At 68.8% G+C, this 16,933-nt stretch carries 12 protein-coding genes; 1 reads left to right on the forward strand and 11 read right to left on the reverse strand.

Annotated features, from left to right (window positions below):
- The 11 genes from ABZS97_RS38255 to ABZS97_RS38305 form a co-directional block, all read right to left on the reverse strand.
- Positions 1 to 391: winged helix-turn-helix domain-containing protein (locus tag ABZS97_RS38255; protein ID WP_356145952.1), on the reverse strand; the 391-nt coding region annotated here is incomplete at its 3' end.
- A 513-nt stretch (positions 392 to 904) separates the two neighbouring features.
- Positions 905 to 3,241 carry a hypothetical protein gene (locus tag ABZS97_RS38260; protein ID WP_356145955.1) on the reverse strand — a complete coding sequence of 779 codons (2,337 nt, stop codon included), beginning with the start codon at positions 3,239 to 3,241 and terminating at the stop codon, positions 905 to 907.
- Positions 3,242 to 3,744: 503 nt separating this feature from the next.
- Complete coding sequence (locus tag ABZS97_RS38265; protein ID WP_356145959.1) at positions 3,745 to 4,170, reverse strand: nuclear transport factor 2 family protein; 426 nt, start codon at positions 4,168 to 4,170, stop codon at positions 3,745 to 3,747.
- A gap of 134 nt (positions 4,171 to 4,304) precedes the next feature.
- Complete coding sequence (locus ABZS97_RS38270) at positions 4,305 to 6,101, reverse strand: alpha-L-fucosidase (RefSeq protein WP_356145965.1); 1,797 nt, start codon at positions 6,099 to 6,101, stop codon at positions 4,305 to 4,307.
- Positions 6,102 to 6,451: 350 nt separating this feature from the next.
- A complete protein-coding gene (locus ABZS97_RS38275) occupies positions 6,452 to 9,649 on the reverse strand; it encodes a glycoside hydrolase N-terminal domain-containing protein (protein ID WP_356145968.1) in 3,198 nt (1,065 codons plus the stop codon).
- 247 nt (positions 9,650 to 9,896) lie between these two features.
- On the reverse strand, positions 9,897 to 10,778 hold the full coding sequence (locus tag ABZS97_RS38280) for an amidohydrolase family protein (protein WP_356145971.1): 882 nt from the start codon (positions 10,776 to 10,778) through the stop codon (positions 9,897 to 9,899).
- A complete protein-coding gene (locus ABZS97_RS38285) occupies positions 10,775 to 11,086 on the reverse strand; it encodes an L-rhamnose mutarotase (RefSeq protein ID WP_356145976.1) in 312 nt (103 codons plus the stop codon). Before ABZS97_RS38285 ends, ABZS97_RS38280 begins: the two co-directional genes overlap by 4 nt.
- Positions 11,083 to 12,093: an aldo/keto reductase gene (locus tag ABZS97_RS38290; RefSeq protein ID WP_356145982.1), complete on the reverse strand. Its 1,011-nt coding sequence runs from the start codon at positions 12,091 to 12,093 to the stop codon at positions 11,083 to 11,085. Before ABZS97_RS38290 ends, ABZS97_RS38285 begins: the two co-directional genes overlap by 4 nt.
- Positions 12,090 to 12,848, reverse strand: a complete 759-nt coding sequence (locus ABZS97_RS38295; RefSeq protein WP_356145987.1) for an SDR family oxidoreductase — start codon at positions 12,846 to 12,848, stop codon at positions 12,090 to 12,092. Before ABZS97_RS38295 ends, ABZS97_RS38290 begins: the two co-directional genes overlap by 4 nt.
- On the reverse strand, positions 12,845 to 14,191 hold the full coding sequence (locus ABZS97_RS38300; RefSeq protein ID WP_356145994.1) for an L-fuconate dehydratase: 1,347 nt from the start codon (positions 14,189 to 14,191) through the stop codon (positions 12,845 to 12,847). The genes ABZS97_RS38295 and ABZS97_RS38300 overlap by 4 nt, the downstream gene beginning before the upstream one ends.
- A gap of 11 nt (positions 14,192 to 14,202) precedes the next feature.
- On the reverse strand, positions 14,203 to 15,054 hold the full coding sequence (locus ABZS97_RS38305) for a fumarylacetoacetate hydrolase family protein (protein WP_356145997.1): 852 nt from the start codon (positions 15,052 to 15,054) through the stop codon (positions 14,203 to 14,205).
- A gap of 780 nt (positions 15,055 to 15,834) precedes the next feature.
- Between ABZS97_RS38305 and ABZS97_RS38310 the strand changes: the two genes are divergently transcribed.
- On the forward strand, positions 15,835 to 16,887 hold the full coding sequence (locus ABZS97_RS38310) for a sugar ABC transporter substrate-binding protein (protein WP_356146001.1): 1,053 nt from the start codon (positions 15,835 to 15,837) through the stop codon (positions 16,885 to 16,887).
- Positions 16,888 to 16,933 lie beyond the last annotated feature (46 nt).

A 16,933-nucleotide genomic window follows, 5' to 3' on the forward strand; every position in this document is an offset into this window, starting at 1 on the left:
CGCCACCACCCACCAGCAAATACCCACCCGGCGACGTCACCAGCACATCCTTCGCACCCCGCACCCGCCCCACACCAGCACCGCCACCGGCATCCGCAGGAGCCGGCACACCCACATCCCCAGCGCCCTCCGCGCCACCCTCACCGGCAGACTCACGGCACAACGCCGCAGCAATCAACTCCCGCAACTGCAGCACATACGTCTGCAACGTCGTACGCGCACTACGCGGCGGAGCATCCCCCCACAGCTCCTCCACCAGCACGGACAACGGCACCACCTGATCCACATGCAGCGCCAGCAACGCCAGCACCTGACGAGGCTTCGGCGCACTCGGCGTCACCGACACCCCGTTCTCCCGCACATCCAATGCACCCAGCAGCCCGATGTCCACGGCGCCTCCCCAGTTTGTCTGCGGCACCCAACACCCTCATTAAAAAACAGCACAGACGGTTTGTCAATGAAGGATTTGGACCCCCGAATCATCCACCCCCGCGCCAAGCTCCGAGCTCTACGCCCCCGGCGCGCACCCCCGCCCGCCCTCTCCCCATGCCCACGGACCGGACACGCCGCACCCCTACGTTCCTGGTGTATGCACTCCACAACTACCTGCCGGAACACGCGAATCCGCAACCGCTCGCGCGAAACCCCGGACGGACAGCCGGAAGCGCCCGAAGGCTGGGCCGGCAGCACGAATCCGCCTGTCGACCCGAAAGCCGACCACGCCAGTAAACAGACCAGCCGGTTGCTTTTAAGGTCACGTGAGGAAAGGACGACGGAAGCACAGAACGGCTGGACAGCACCCCGCACGTGGGCAGAACCCTGAAAGGTCCAGACGAGCGGACCACGCCTGGCCATCAACTGAAGGGCGGTCCCCACCCCTTGGAACCCCACGACATGGTGATCGTCAAGGACGAGGCCGGGACGTAAGGACAGACCGCAATCCCCGAACCAACGCCTCCGCGCAGTCCCCCGCCGAACCAAGACCCGTCATCACCACCGGGGGCGCCCCCCGCTCCCCCGCTCCGACGCCGTTCGCGATCTCATACGCCACCCGGCCACCCGGCCCGCACCCGGCCAGTACCAGCCCGCGCCCCTCCCCCACCACGTCCGGCACCACCGAGGCCGAGACACCTGTCGCCCCCACCCGCAGCACCACGATCTCCTCGGGCCCCTCATGCACCCGGGCGAACCGCTCGTAGCAGCCTGGTGGCACTCCCGGCACCGCGACCAGGCCCACCACGTCAGCGCCCGGCCGCCCCGTCCGTAGCCGGCGTACCACCGACCGGCGCGGTCGACCTGTCTCACCGAGCGGGCCGTCGGAGCCTGCCGTCCGCGGCGTTCCCTCGACAGGTGCCAGGTTCAGTGCCTGTCCCACCGTCATCGCCGGGTCCCACACCCCGGCCAATGCCCGCAGCAGTTCCAGGCACTGCGTCTGCCACCGCGCCGCATCCGCGTCGGACAGCCACGCCCGGTCATGCACGAACGTCAAATCCAGGCCGCCGTCCGCCTGATGCCGGGCGGTCACCGTCAACGGCCGTCCCCCGCCACCCTCCAGGCCGACTGCCTCGCCCACCCGCACGCCCAATGCCGCGAGATCACCGAGCACACCGGCCGGCCAGCCCACCCGCCCCTCGAAATCCACCACCGTCTCCGGCCGCACACCGTCCCTTACCGCAGCGGGAGTGGATCCGGAGGCACGTTCCCCGTGCGGGGCATCTCCGGCCCCCCAGGTGACCGACGTACGCCCAATGCCACGCAACTCGTCACCAGGCTCAGCGCTCTCAGCCTCGGACGGAGCACCACTCCATTCGCTGATCTGCTCGCCTGACACCCACGGATACGCGTACAGCCCCAGCAGCGCATCCCGCGACTGCCGCAGCAACCCCGCCAGCGGTGCCGTCGGATCCACCCGCAATGTCATCGGCAACGGGCCCCCCAGTCGCCCCGGAATGTGGGCGGCACCCATCAACGCCACGTCCCGCCCGGACTGTTGCACCCCAAAACTCACGGGCAGTACGCCCACCGCCCTCGCCGCGCGGTACAACAACAGCGCCCACACCACATGCAGGACGCTCCCTTCGCCCACTCCCCGTACCGCAGCCCAGGACCTCAAGCGCGCCACCTCCCGCGCTCCGAGCCTCGCGTCTGCCCGCCCCCAACCCTCTCCGGCGCCGACCGCGACACCTGTAGCCGCCCCAGGCGCTTCGAAAGGGGAGGGCACCACTGGCAGGTCAGGCGTCCAACTCGGCCAGCTCAACGCACCCACCGGCGGCCGCTCCGCCCGCCACCACTCGCGCGCCGCTCCCGTGGCCCGGTCGGCCCGCCACACCGCGTAGTCCCGCACGTCCGGACGCCGCTCCCCACCCGGCAGCGCCCCGCCGCACGCATACGCCCGCAGAAGCTCCCCCATGAGGAGACGTACCCCTCGCTCATCCAGCAGCGCCCGGTGATACGTCACGACCACGCGTGCCGTCGCACCCGCACCCGCACCAGCCATCACCAACAACCGCACCAGAGGCGGCCGGTACAGAGCAAAACCTCGTCGCCGCTCCCGTACCGCCCACTCCTCCCATGCCTCCGTGCCGGTCGACACCACACGACACGCTTCTTCCGCGCCCGCCTGCCCGAACATCACGAGGCGCGGCGCTGCCACCCAGTCGAAGCCCGCCCGCAGCACCACCTCGCGCTCGACCACCGATGCCCAGGCTTCGGCGAACCACCCCACGTCCAGCGGTCCCCACCACTCCCAGGTCACCTGCCCCACACCTTCATCCCCGCCGGTCACGGCCACTCCGCCGCCTTCCCCTCCTGTCCCGGCCCCGATGGTCTCGCCACTCCCGCCGACGGCCGCGCTCAGCAGCTCCCGCTGAAAGCCGACGACCGGCACTTCCTCCCGCAGTGAGGGGACCAGCAAATCGGCCAACAGCTCACCCGGTAGCCACGCCACCGCCTCAGAGGACGCAGACGACGGGCCGACTTCGCGTCCGGACCCATGCACTTCAGCAGACTCGGACGAGGGGACCGGCAGGACCACGGTCGGGGACATGGAGGAAGAGGCCGTCGAAGAAGCGGTCAGGCCGGACCCGGAATCAGCGGAACCGATCGCCGTCAGCCTCAGCCGATGACACCCGCCCCCGCCTCCCTCGAGTACGACGGAAATCCCCTCGTACCGACCCGCCAGCCGCGCAACCAGCCGTTCCGCATCAGCCTCGCCCAACGCCCCCCACAGCTCCACCAGCACCGACCCGTTCCCCGGCCCCCCGGCGGCCCCTCGCATCACCGCCGTAGCAACTCCCCCCATCCCACCCCCGCTCATTCCGCACCCCCCACAACAAAACGTTTCTGCAACCCGGACCCACCACCCACCCCACGGGCACCGGATTCGGCGCGGTCGCCAGAGACCGCGTGGCGGTCGGACACAGCACAACGGCCGGACGTCGTACGACGGTTGAACACTGTGCTACGGCTCATGACGCCCGCCTCTCACCACGGGACACACACGCCGGAACGACCTGACACGAACCGGCCCCCGGAAGCCTAATAAGCGCCGGCCCAACAGGCCCGCTCGCTCCACCACCGGTAAAGCACATCCCAAACCAACCTCAACCACCCGGCCGTGGCGTCGCGCGGGAATCATCCGTCGCGGCGCCCGGGTGTTGAGGCTCCAGGGGCGGCCGGTCGGCGGCGGGACATCGGCCGCCAATGGTCACTGGCGTTGTGGTGGTCTGTGGGTCGGCTGTGGGCTCAGCCGACACCCTCGCCGAAGATCATGCGCTGCCCGCGGGCTGTGTCCATGTACTCGCGGACACGGTGTATCAACCCGTCCCGGAGCTCGAAGACGAAGCAGTAGTCGTTGGCGTAGTGGGCGCCGTCGGCCAGAGTCGCCGTCATGGTCTCCTCCACGACCACCCGCTCTCCGTCGGCGTAGAGACCATGAAAGGTGACGGCGACGTCGCGCACGAAGAAGCGGGGAAAGTCCTCGGCGAGGAAATGCACGATCGCCTCCCTGCCGACCAGATGGCTGGGGCCCTCCAGCGTAACGGCAGTAGCGTTTCCCGGGGGTGCCAGCCACTCGGCGTCCTCGGTGAAGACCGCGGAGATCAGGTCGGCGTCGTGGCTCGCGAACGCCTTCCAGGCGTTCCGGACGATGGCGCGGCTCTGGTGTGGCATGCCCGCGACCGTAGGCGACCCAGGACGAGAGGGCTGGCGACTCTCCGACGTCATCCCGTGAGGCGATCACTGGGGCATGGGCGCGGAACACCGGTCCCATGCCCCCGTGGGTCGTCAGCGTGGCCCGACTGGGTTCAGCCGATCTTGGTCATGGCCCACCGCTGCGGGGAGCCGCCGTTCCAGGACCACTGGATCGTGTTGCTTCCCTCGGTGGTGACGTTGCCGTTGTCGAGGACCTTTCCGCTGCGGCGGTTGGTGAGCCGGTAGGCGCCGCTGCCCAGGGCGGAGATGGCCCACTGCTGCGGGGTACCGGCGTTGGGGGTGTACTGGATGACCGTGGCGCCGTCGGAGGCGGAGTTTCCGTTGTCCAGGGCCTTGTTGCTGTTCAGGCACACCAGCTTGTAGTAGCCGTGCCCGAGGTTGGTGACCTTCCACTGCTGTGGCGTCCCGGTGTTCTGCGTCCACTGGACGACCGCGCCGCCCTCGGTGGTGCGGTTGGAGTTGTCCAGGGCCTTGCCGCTGCGGGCGCACACCAGTCGGTAGGTCCCGTCGGCGAGGACGGCCGGCATGCCGTTGACCTCGACGCAGACCACCGAGACGTCGGCGTTGGGCACGGTGGCCGGCACCGTGACGTTGATGGTGCCGCCACTGACGGTGTACGAGAGCGTTGTCGAAGGGGCGTTCAGCAGGTAGACGCGGGTGATCGTGTTGTGGACCTCCGGGATCTGGAGCACCCCGTTGGTGGGCCAGGTGAACACGTGGGCGAAGAGCTTGCCGCTCTTCGCGGTGCACCTGCCCCAGGACGGCTCGGCGGCGAAGGGGCTTCCGCTGGTGCCGTAGATGCTGTCGCCGTAGGTGGACATCCACGTGGCGAAGCCCTTGAGGACGTTCGTGGTTCCGGTGGTGACGGTGCCGTCGCCCTTGGGGCCGATGTTGAGGAGGTAGTTGCCGTCCCGGGAGGCGACGGTGACGAACTCCTGCAGGAGGGTGTGCACGGACCGGTAGGAGTTCTCCTTGGACGCGTCGTAGCCCCAGGCGCCGTTCATGGTCGCGCAGGTCTCCCACGGCCGGTCCGGCGGAGTCGAGGGCACCGTCTGCTCGGGGCACTGGAAGTCGCCGAGACCGAGATCGCGCTTGACGCGCTCGTTGACGACAAGGCTGGGCTTCCGGCTGATCAGCCAGTTGTACAGATCCTCGCCGTCGGCCTTGACCCACCAGTCGTCGAGCGTGGGCGTGGCGGGGTTGCCGCACCAGTCGCCGTCGAACCACAGGACGGCGGGGTCGTAGCGGTCCAGCAACTCCTGCAACTGTGCCTTCATGTCGGTGATGTAGGCGGTGCGGGCGGCCTGCGAGGACATGGTGGAGTAGACGGTGCTGTGATTGGCGGTCTGGGAGGAGTGGTTCCAGTCCATGATCGAGTAGTAGAGCCCGAACCTGATGCCGCGGCTCTCGCACTCGGTCTTCAACTGGGCCAGCAGATCGGGCTGGTAGCCGCTGTAGTCGCGGAGGTTGTACTCCTTCGTGCCGGTGGTGTCCTTGAAGCTCGCCACGTCGGAGTTCCACATCGCGTAGCCCTCGTGATGCTTGGCGGTGATCACGAGGTACTTCATGCCGGCGTTCTTGGCGAGTTCGGCGATGGTGGCTGCGCTGAAGGAGGTCGGGTTGAAGGGTGCGCTGACCTGGGGCTGGTAGGCCGCCTTGGACCAGTTCTCGCTGTAGAACGCCCACTCGCCGTGACCGCGGTAGGAGTAGGACCCGAAGTGGATGAACATGCCGAACCGGGCCTGGTACCACCAGTCCATCTTCGAGGGGACGGTGTAGGCCTCGGCGGCGTCGGGCCACACCACCTGCGGCAGACCGAAAGCGACGGTCCCTCCGGCGAGGGCGGCGGCCTTGATCAGCGAGCGTCTACTGAGGGGGGAAGAGGACACGGAGCGGCTCCTGGAGGTCATGGGGCTCAAGGTGGGCGGCGTGTGGCGACTCGATGGCCGACGCCGGGCGGCCCGGGAGAACGCGATCGGACCGGCCGCAAGGCGCAGAGCTCACGCCGAGACATAGGATGTATTTTGTAGGCGCCTAGAGAGCCGCGTCCAGAGGCGCGCACTGCTTTCCCTCTAGAATTAACGTGTACAGCTGCTTCTCGGCGGCTACGGCGAATCGATCACCGGACAACACGTGGATCGAGCCTCGAAACATGGGATCTCATCAGATGCGGCGGGCCGCGAAGTGGGCCGTAGTTCGGCTTCCTGACCCCGCGGCCGCTGCCTCCGAGCCGGCGCCGTCACGGCTTGATCGGCTTCACCTTCCTGTCGACGCCGTTCACCCGCACCGTGATGCTCCGCCGGCTTCGCGCCCGGTCGGCCACGATCTTGTAGGACGTGACCTTGCCGTCCCGCCACTCACAGCTGACCCCGTAACCGCCACGAGCGCGGAGCCCGGTGAAGGAACCCTTGGCCCTCCATTCGTCCGGCACGGCGGGCAGCAGATGGATGACGCCGTCATGGCTCTGCAGGAGCATCTCCGCCACGGCACCCGAGATGCCGAAGTTGCCGTCCATCTGGAAGGGCGGGTGGTTGCAGAACAGGTTGGGCAGCGTGTTGTAGGTCAGCAGTCCGCGCAGCATGACCTGGGCGCGTTGTCCGTCGCCGAGACGGGCGAAGAGGGCTGCCCGCCAAGGCCAGGTCCACGAGCGGCGGCTGTCGCCGGACACCGTCGCAGGCGTGAACGGGACGCCTTCCTTCTCACCGCACCGTGCTTTGAGCGAGACGAGGGCGGCGGCTGCGAAGTCGGGTGTCTTCGTGGTGATCTGACGACCCGGGTAGACCGCGAAGAGGTGCGAGGTGTGGCGGTGGATGTCGGTGGAGCTGTCGATGTCCTCCTGCCACTCCTGCAGTTGACCCCATTTGCCGATCTTGTTCGGTGCGAGACGCGCCTGCATGTCCGTGACCTTGGCCCGGTAGGCGGGGTCGGCCTTGAGGACCGTCTCGCAGTCCAGGTAGTTCTGGAACAGGTCCCAGATGATCTGCTGGTCGTACATCACGCCGTCCTCGCGCGGCCCGTGCTCGGGGGACCAGCCGTTCGGCGCGACGAGGAGTCCGTCCTCGCGCTCCTTGAGGTGGCCCTCCCAGAATTCGCAGATCTCCTTGATCATCGGGTAGGCGACGGTACGGAGGTAGCCCATGTCCTGGGTGAACGCCCAGTGCTCGTACAGGTGTTGCGCGTACCAGGCGCTCGCGACGGTGTTCCACTCCCATGCGTTGCCGCCGAAGATGCTCTGGCTGGTGCGGGCGGTCCAGCCGCGAGAGTCCTTGCCGAAGGCGTTGCGGGTGGCCACCCGGCTGGGCACCGCCACCTGCTTGACGAACTCGACGAGTGCTTCGTGGCACTCGGGCAGGTTCGTCGTCTCGGCCCCCCAGTAGTTCATCTGGACATTGATGTTGGTGTGGTAGTCGGAGGCCCAGGCCGGCGCGTTGCTGTCGTTCCACAGACCCTGGAGGTTGGCGGGCAGACCCCTCGGGCGCGAAGAACTGATGAGCAGGTATCGGCCGTAGTCGAACATCGTCTGTTCCAGCGTCGGGTCCTGCCCGCCCGCCGCGTAACGCGCCAGCCGGGCGTCGGTCGGCAGGGTGACGGCGGCGGCGTCGGACGTACCCCAGTTGACGGAGACGCGTTTCATGAGGGCGCGCATCCCGGTGGTGTGCTCGTCGCGCATCTTGTCGTAGGAGCGGGCGGCGGCCTTGGCGATCGCTTTGGCGATGACCGGTTCCGGATCGGCTCCGCGCCACCCGGCGGCCGCGTCGAGCTTGTAGTCGGTGCGGGCGTCGAGGATCAGGGTCAGGGTCGTGCAGCCGCTGAATCGAAGCAGCGACCCGTCTGCGCTGAAGTCGCCGTCGGTGTGCGCGACCTGGACGGTGCACGCGTGCTTGAGGCCGTTGCCCATGACGCCGCGGAAGGCGATCCGCCGAGCACCGGCGTCGACTGTCGTCGGGGCGTCCTCCTGTCCGGACGTCAGGGAGATCGCTCCGGAGAGTCCCCGGGCGCTTTCCGATGTGTACCGCAAGACCATGACGTCCGCGGACCGGCCGGCGAAGGCCTCGCGCAGGAAGCGCCGGCCCGGTGCGCCGAAGCGGGTGGTATGGATTCCCTCGACAAAGTCGAGAGCGCGCTGGTAGTCGACGAACGCGCGCTGCGTGCGCGTGTCGAACGCCCCGCCTTCCAGGGCGACTTCCGCGATCTGGAATCCGGTGGACGACTCGCCGGGTGTGAACGTGAGGCGATAGGTGCGGTAGGCCGTGCTGTTGGTGATCCGGTAGGTCCGGCTCTCGCCGCGGCCGGCGAAGGGTGCGCCGGGGTTCTGGGTGTCGAGGGTCACCCAGGCCTGCCCGTCCTGTGACGCCTCCAGCGTCCATCGCCGGGGGTCGTCCTGCGGGCGGTCCGGGGCCGTCGTCAGCGTGTACGAGGTGACGGCGGCCGCGCGCTGGAGGTCGGTCTGCCAGACGATCGTTGGTGCGTCGGCCTCGACTCGCCAGACAGTGGCCGGATCCCGGTCCACCGAGCCCGAGATGCCGGGGGCCGCGGATCCCGTCCCGGCACCGGACCCCTCGGCGTGCCCGCTGGGCGACGACAGGAACATCGATCCGCCCGAGAGGTCGACGCCGGACAGACCGATCTCGCTCACCTGGAAGTGGCTGACTCCTGCCTTGGGGACGAAGTCGAACCGGTAGAAGCGGTAGGACCCGGCCTGGTCGCAGGTGAATTCCTTTGTCTGGAAACGGCTTTCGAAGGGCGCCGCCAGGGTGCGGCTGTCCAGCGTGGTCCACGTGGCGCCGTCGGCGGAGCCGTGGAAGGTCCACTCCTGCGGGTCGCGCTGCGGCACGTCGTTGGCACTCGTCAGACGGTAGGACGCGACTTCGACGGGGTCGGGGAGCTCGACCTGCCACTGAACCTTCGGACCTGGCCCCTCGATGCACCACTTGGTGCTCAGGCCGGCGTCGTAGGTCTTGTCCACCCCTTCCGACGAGGAGGTGCGGTAGGGGCCACCGGGGGCCGTCACCTTCGCACGGTCGGCGAAGGTGACGACGACGTCACCGAAGTTCCGGTACGAGCCGAAGCCGGTCATGCCGGTGTCGAACGCGCTGTCCGGCCGGCCCGCCAGCGCGTTGTCGTAGTTGTTGACCCCGCCCCACAGACTCTGCTCGTTGAACTGGATGCGCTCCTGGTCGGGGTCGGCGAAGAGCATGGCGCCGAGCCGGCCGTTGCCGATCGGCAGCGCCTGCGACTGCCAGTCCATGGCAGGGACCGGATACTTCAGCGCGTTGCGCGAGAGGGCCGGCCAATGCACGGCGGACCCCGCGGAGACGGCAGCGACGGCCTGCCCCGCAGAAGTGCCGTCGGTCAGCTGCGTGATCAGAGGAGCGAAGGCGAGGGCACCGCTGAACTTCAGGACGCTTCTCCGCTGCGGTTGGGGCTCGTTGGTCACGGCAAGATCTCCCAGCCATTGATGTGCCGACGTAGAGGAAGGGCAACCCTCATCGGATTCGCCGAGGGCATGTCATCCTTGCTCAGCGAGAGATCGGATGTCTAGAGGGTGCACTGCGTCGAACAGATCCTTTGCCGTCAACGGCCGCCCGGCCCCTCAACGACCAATAACGGCAGCCACCTTGAAGAAAGCCCCACTCCGTCCCACCATCGGGGCATCGCCCACGAGACGGTCAACACATCGGATGTTAAGTCAAAGGAACGCGGGTCAGGCCGTAGGTCCGCACAGCGGTTCCGGTGAAGACCTCCTGACGCTCCGCCCGGTCGAGCCAGGCCGTCAACTCCCCTGCGGTGGAGACGACTTCGGCGTAGGAGGCGGCGAGTCGGCAGACGGGCCAGTCCGAGCCGAACATCAGCCGCTCGGGGCCGAAGGCGTCCAGGACCGTTTCGGCGTACGGCCTGAGGTCCTGCGTGGTCCAGGAACCCCAGTCCGCTTCTGTGACCAGGCCGGACAGTTTACAGACGGTGTTGGGGAGGGCGGCGAGCGATCGGGCCTCATGCGCCCAGGGCTCGAGGGCGCCGGAAGCGATGGGGGGCTTGCCGAGGTGGTCGAGGACGAACGTGAGGTCCGGCAGCCGTGCGGCGGCCTCGGTGGCGGCCATGAGTTGATGAGGCTTCACCACGACGTCGTAGACAAGTCCCGCTTCGGCGACCGCGGCCAGACCGCGCAGTACGTCGGGGCGCACGAGCCAGCGGGGGTCCGGCTCTCCCTGTACCTGGTGGCGGACGCCCACCAGGTACTCGCCGCCGGGGCCTTCGCGCAGTGCGGCCAGAGTGTCGGCGACATCGGGTGCGGTCAGGTCGGTCCAGCCGACGACACCGGCGACCAGATCGCTTCGTGCGGCCAGGGACAGGAACTCGGGCGTCTCCTCCGGCACGGTGACCGTCTGCACCAGCACGGTGGCGGTGACCCCGGCGGCGCGGGCCTCCGGCTCCAGATCGACGATGCCGAAGTCGCGGCGCAACGGGGTCAGTTCGGCGCCGACGATCCAGTCCTGGTCGCGAACGGACAGATCCCACACATGGTGGTGGGCGTCGACGACGCCCGGCCCGGGACGGGGCACGGTCACAGTTGCCACACCACGGGCAGCGAGGCGTCCCCGCCCTGCGCGGAGTAGTCGTGGACGACGTCCAGCAGTCCGCTCATCCGCGCCTGCCAGGCGATGTTGACCGGCAGCTTCTCGAGTTCGGCGATCATCGACCCGTAGTCGTCGACCTCCAACACGTGGAACAGGTCGGTGCCGCTGCGCCATATGGTCCACTCGCTCACGCCGGCGGTGCGGATGGCAGCGGTCAACTCCTCGGGCACCTCGCGGTGTGCGGCCTCGTACTCCTCGACGCGGTCGGCACGCACCCTCGTGTGCAGGGCGACCCTCATGACAGCTCCTTCGACGGCGTGGAGAGAGGCACGGGTGTGCCCTCGGCCAACAATCCCTCCGCGTGCAGTTCCTCCCACAGCGCGTCGGGAATCGGACGGCGCAGCTGCTCCACCGTGTCGCGGACCTCCTCAGGGGTCCGCGCACCGGTCAGCACGCTCGCGACCGCAGGATGGCCGAACGGGAAGCGCAGCGCGGCGGCGCGCAGCGGCACGCCGTGCCGTTCGGTGACCTCCAGCAGGCGGAGTGCGCGGTCCAGTACCGGCTGCGGCGCGGGGGCGTAGTCGTAGGTGGCGCCCGGCCTCGGGGCGGTGAGGAGCCCGGAGTTGAAGACGCCGCCGATCATCACTCTGCGGCCGCGGGCGGCGGCTTCCGGCAGCAGCTCCGCGAGCCCGTCCTGCTCCAGGAGGGTGTAGCGGCCGGCCAGCAGGACGACGTCGATGTCGGTCTCGCGCAGGAAACGGGCGGGCAGTGCGGACTGGTTCATCCCGACGCCGATCGCCCCGACCACGCCTTCGGCGCGCAGCCGCTCCAGCGCCGGGTAGGCCTCGCGCAGCGCCTGCTCGGCGTGGTCGTCCGGGTCGTGCAGCAAGGCGATGTCGACCCGGTCGAGGCCGAGGCGGTCAAGGCTTGCCTCCAGGGAGCGCAGCACTCCGTCGGCGCTGAAGTCCCAGACGCGGCGGTGGGTGGCGGAGACGGCGAAGCCGTTCGCGAGGTCGTCGTCGTGACTGTCCTGCTTGTTCGGTACGAGGAGGCGGCCGACCTTGGTGGAGACGGTGTACGTGTCCCGGGGGCGGCCGCGCAGAGCCGTGCCGAGGCGCCGCTCCGAGAGGCCCAGCCCGTAGTGGGGCGCGGTGTCGAAGGTGCGGATACCGGCATCCCAGGCCGCGTCCACCGTGGCGTGGGCGGCCTCCTCGGTGACCGGGCGGAAGAGGTTGCCGATGCCCGCGCAGCCGAGTGCCAGTTGCGTGACCTCGACCGCGCCGGTGCCCGGTGTCGTGGTCCTCACGGCTGGGCCGCCGGGCGCAGCCGGAGCCCCTGCATGCCGCCGTCCACCGCGAGCGAGGTGCCGGTGACGCTGGCCGCGGCGGGACCGGCGAGGTAGACGATGGCCGCCGCCACCTCGTCGGCGGTGACCAGGCGGCCCATGGGCTGGCGGGCGTTGAGGGCGGCGCGTTCGGCCTCGGGGTCGTCGGCGGCGTCCAGCAGCCTTCCCACCCAGGGGGTGTCGGCGGTGCCGGGGTTGACGCAGTTGACGCGGATGCCCTCGCGCACGTGGTCGGCGGCCATCGCCAGAGTGAGGGACAGCACGGCGCCCTTGCTGGCGCAGTAAAGGGCGCGTTGCTGGAGTCCGGCGGTGGCTCCGATGGAGCAGGTGTTGACGACGGCGGGGTGCGCTGAGCGGCGCAGATGGGGCAGGGCCGCTCGGGTGGTGCGGACGATTCCGAGAACGTTGATGTCCAGGACGCGGTGCCACTGTTCGTCCGGGTTGTCCTCGACGGTGCCCACGGCGCCGATGCCCGCGTTGTTGACGAGGATGTCGATGCCGCCGAGTTCGGTGGCCGCGGCCTCCACTGCGGCTCGTACGGAGGTGTCGTCGGCGACGTCGGCCTTGAGGGCGAGCAGCGGCTCCGGGACACCGTCCGGGGCGAGGTCGAGCACGGCGACTGCCGCGCCCTGCGCGGCCAGCTCACGGGCGGTGGCCAGTCCGATTCCGGAGGCGCCACCGGTGACCAGGGCCCGGAGGCCGGTCAGATCAGTCATGCCACATCCTCCTGGCTCGCGCGCTCGACGCGGTCGGCGGCCCAGAACGTTCCGTCCGGGTAGCGGTACTCGGCGATGGACTCCTCCCGCATCGTGGCGGAGAAGCCGGAGGCGAGTGGTGCGGTGTAGTGGCCGTCGCGCATCACCACAGGATCGATGAAGTGCTGGTGCAGGTGGTCGACGTACTCGATGACGCGGTTCTCGGTGGTGCCCGAGAGCGCCAGGTAGTCGAACATCGAAAGGTGCTGCACAAGCTCGCACAGCCCCACTCCCCCGGCGTGCGGACACACCGGCACGCCGAACTTGGCGGCGAGTAGCAGGATGGCGAGGTTCTCGTTGACTCCGCCGACCCGGGCCGCGTCGATCTGGAGGACGTCGATGGCGCCGGCCTGGAGGAGCTGTTTGAAGACGATGCGGTTCTGCACATGCTCACCGGTGGCGACCTTCACCGGCGCCACCGCCTGGCGTACGGTCGCGTGTCCGAGGACGTCGTCGGGGCTGGTGGGTTCCTCGATCCAGTACGGGTTGAACTCGGCGAGGGCGTTGGTCCACTCGATCGCCTCGTCCACGTTCCATCGCTGGTTGGCGTCGATGGCGATGCGTATGCCGTCGCCGACGGCGGCGCGGGCGGCGCGCAGCCGTCGGGTGTCGTCGTCGAGGTCGGCGCCGACCTTGAGCTTGATCTGGGTGAAGCCGTCGGCGACGGCCTGCTTGGCGAGCCGGGTGAGCTTTTCGTCGGAGTAGCCGAGCCAGCCGGGCGAGGTGGTGTATCCGGGGTAGCCGCGTTGCAGCAGGAGCGCCTCGCGCTCGGCCATCCCCGTACGGCCCTCGCGCAGGAGGACGAGGGCCTCCTCGGGGGTGAGGACGTCGGCGATGTAGCGGAAGTCCACCTGGGAGACCAGCCACTCAGGGGAGGCATGGGCGAGCAGCTGCCACAGCGGTTTGCCCTCCCGCTTGGCGGCGAGGTCCCACACCGCGTTGACGACGGCACCGATCGCCATGTGCATCACGCCCTTCTCGGGGCCGAGCCAGCGCAATTGGCTGTCGCCGATCAGGTCGCGGCTGAGCGAGCCCGGGTCGGCGCACAGCTCCGCCACGCGGCGGCCGACCACATGGGAGCGCAGCGCGTTGATCGCGGCGACCTGGACGTCGTTGCCGCGTCCGATGGTGAAGGTGAAGCCGTGGCCTTCGCTCCCGTCACCGGCATCGGTGCGCAGCACCACGTAGGCGGCGGAGTAGTCGGGATCCGGGTTCATCGCGTCCGAGCCGTCCAGTTCCCGGGAGGTCGGGAAGCGGACGTCGTAGGTGTCGACCGCGGTGATCCGGGGCGAGGTTGCAGTCAAGGGTGTGCCTTTCACGCTTGGCCGAAGGTCTGGCGCTGGCTGCCGAGCCCGTCCACGGAGAGCTCGACGGTGTCACCGGAACGCAGATAGGGGGTGCCGGGCAGGCCGAGGGCCACGCCCGCGGGTGTCCCGGTGTTGATCACGTCGCCCGGCTCCAGGACCATGTACTGGCTCAGGTACGCCACGATGTGGTCGACCGGGAAGATCATGTCGCTGGTGTGGCCGTCCTGCCGCTTCACGCCGTTGACGCTCAGGTGCAGTCCGAGGTTCTGGGGGTCGCCGGCCTCGTCGGCGGTGACCAGCCAGGGGCCGAGCGGGTTGAAGGTCTCGCAGGACTTGCCCAGGTCCCACTGGGAGGAGTACTCCAGCTGGAACTCACGCTCCGAGACGTCATGGCTGACCGCGTACCCCGCGATCACGGCCCGCGCTGCTTCGGGACTGTCGAGATAGCGCGCCCGGCTGCCGATGACGACGGCGAGTTCGACCTCCCAGTCGGTCTTCGTCGAGCCGCGAGGGATCAGCACCTCGTCGTAGGGGCCCACGACCGTGCCCGGGTCCTTCATGAAGACCACCGGACGCGGGGGGATCGGTGCGCCGGTCTCGGCGGCGTGATCGCGGTAGTTCAGACCGACGCAGACGATCTTTCCGGGGCGGGTGACAGGTGCGCCGATCCGCAGGCCTTCCGCGTCCAGTTCGGGCAGCGTGCCCGAGGCGATGGCCGCACGGGCCCGGCTCACGCCGTCCGAGGCGAGGAAGGCACCGTCGATGTCCGAGGCCACGGAGGAGAGGTCCAGCAGCCGGCCGTCGTCGGTGCGGGCGGCGGGCCGTTCTTCGCACGGGGCGCCGACTCGTAGCAGTTTCACTGGGCAACTCCCTGGTGCAGGACGGATCTCAGTCAGTCATCGGATGTATGACGGCACCGCGACTGTAGATGCATAGAGACCGACTGGCAATGGATACCTCGGATGTATCGGCAGTTCCACAACTTTCACCTGGTCAACATGGGCGCTTTCTCCTGTCCGGGGGAAGTGCGTACGACCCACCCTCCGATGATTCCGAGCGCGACGCCACAACGGCCATCTCCCCTATGAGGTCGGATACGACTCACCCGCAGAGCCCCTCGACAGAGGGATGCACCCCTCGACCACGCCTCCTCAATGCGTCGACAAGGACGTTCCCAAGGGCTCCGTTGCCGAATCGTGAGCTGTGTCCACGGACCGCCCGCTCACCGGCGATGCAGGAAAACCACAGGTCGGACACGGTGAAGGCAGGCATGACAGATCCACTCGGCAAGCCGTCCGCGGTCTGCGGCACGAAGTCACTCAATTCGTCGGCCCGGAACTCTTGTCAACGTCGGCAACGCCGTCGTAACGTCCTCGACGTCCCGAGATACATCGGAGGAATGGTCGGGAAAGCCCCCCCATACCCCGTTCTACCTGCGCAGTCGGACCGCCCGGCCTCCGTCTTCTCGGTCACCGGCTGACCCTCACACCGTCACTTCCGCCCCGCCGGGCGCGATCCGCACCTCCCTGTGCCGACCGCCGCCGGTCCGGGCGGCTGCCCCGCCTCCCCTCGGGCGAGGCAGCCACCCCTCCCACCCTCACCCTGCGGCGCCCAGCCCCGGCCAAGGAGAGAACACGGCTATGAAGCTCGCTCGCACCCGTTCCACCGTCACTGCCGCCACCGCCGTGCTCGCGGTACTGGCCCTTGCCACCGCGTGCAACCGCGAGAGCTCGGACTCGGACTCGGCAGGCGGCGGCAAGTCCGCCTCCATCGGTATCGACCTGCCGCGTTCCGACTCCGACTTCTGGAACTCCTACGCGCAGTACGTGAAGAAGGACATCAAGTCCGACGGCATCAACGCCCTGCCGCTGAGCAACTCGCAGAACGACGTCACCAAGCTGGTCGCCAACGTCCAGGTGTTCCAGAACACCGGGGCCAAGGCCGTCGTCATGGCGCCGCAGGACACCGGCGCCATCGCCTCGACCCTCGGCACCCTGTCGGCGGCGAAGATCCCGGTGGTCAGCGTCGACACCCGGCCGGACAAGGGCGACGTCTACATGGTGGTCCGCGCCGACAACCGGGCGTACGGCACCAAGGCCTGCGAGTTCCTCGGCAAGCAGCTGAACGGCAAGGGCAAGGTCGCCGAGCTGCAGGGCGCCCTGGACTCCATCAACGGGCGCGACCGCTCCGAGGCGTTCGCCGCGTGCATGAAGACGAAGTTCCCGAAGATCAAGGTCTATGAACTGCCCACCGACTGGAAGGGCGACGTGGCCTCCGCCAAGCTCCAGTCACTGCTCGCCCAGCACCCGGACCTGAACGGCATCTACATGCAGGCCGGTGGCGTCTTCCTGCAGCCCACCCTGGCGCTGCTGGAGCAGAAGGGCCTGCTCAAGCCGGCCGGCGCGAAGGGCCACATCTCGATCATCTCCAACGACGGCATCCCGCAGGAGTTCGACGCGATCCGTAAGGGAAAGATCGACGCCACCGTCTCACAGCCCGCCGACCTCTACGCCAAGTACGCCCTGTACTACGCCAAGGCCGCGACAGAGGGCAAGACCTTCAAGACGGGCAAGACCGACCACGACTCCACCATTGTCAAGATCCCCAACGGCCTGGAGGACCAGCTGCCCGCCCCGCTGGTGACCAAGGACAACGTGGACGACAAGGCCCTGTGGGGCAACAACGTCGGCTGACCCCGGCAGCTCACGGCCGCGGTGCGGAGAGACGGGTGGTTCCCTC

Source organism: Streptomyces sp. NPDC005485 (assembly GCF_040606085.1).
Taxonomy (GTDB): Bacteria; Actinomycetota; Actinomycetes; order Streptomycetales; family Streptomycetaceae; genus Streptomyces.

What these genes read in the sequence shown, in the direction of transcription:
- ABZS97_RS38265 (WP_356145959.1), bottom strand. Translation starts at nt 4,170, where the DNA reads ATGCCACACCAGAGCCGCGCCATCGTCCGGAACGCCTGGAAGGCGTTC.
- ABZS97_RS38285 (WP_356145976.1), bottom strand. Translation starts at nt 11,086, where the DNA reads ATGAGGGTCGCCCTGCACACGAGGGTGCGTGCCGACCGCGTCGAGGAG.
- ABZS97_RS38295 (WP_356145987.1), bottom strand. Translation starts at nt 12,848, where the DNA reads ATGACTGATCTGACCGGCCTCCGGGCCCTGGTCACCGGTGGCGCCTCC.
- ABZS97_RS38310 (WP_356146001.1), top strand. Translation starts at nt 15,835, where the DNA reads ATGAAGCTCGCTCGCACCCGTTCCACCGTCACTGCCGCCACCGCCGTG.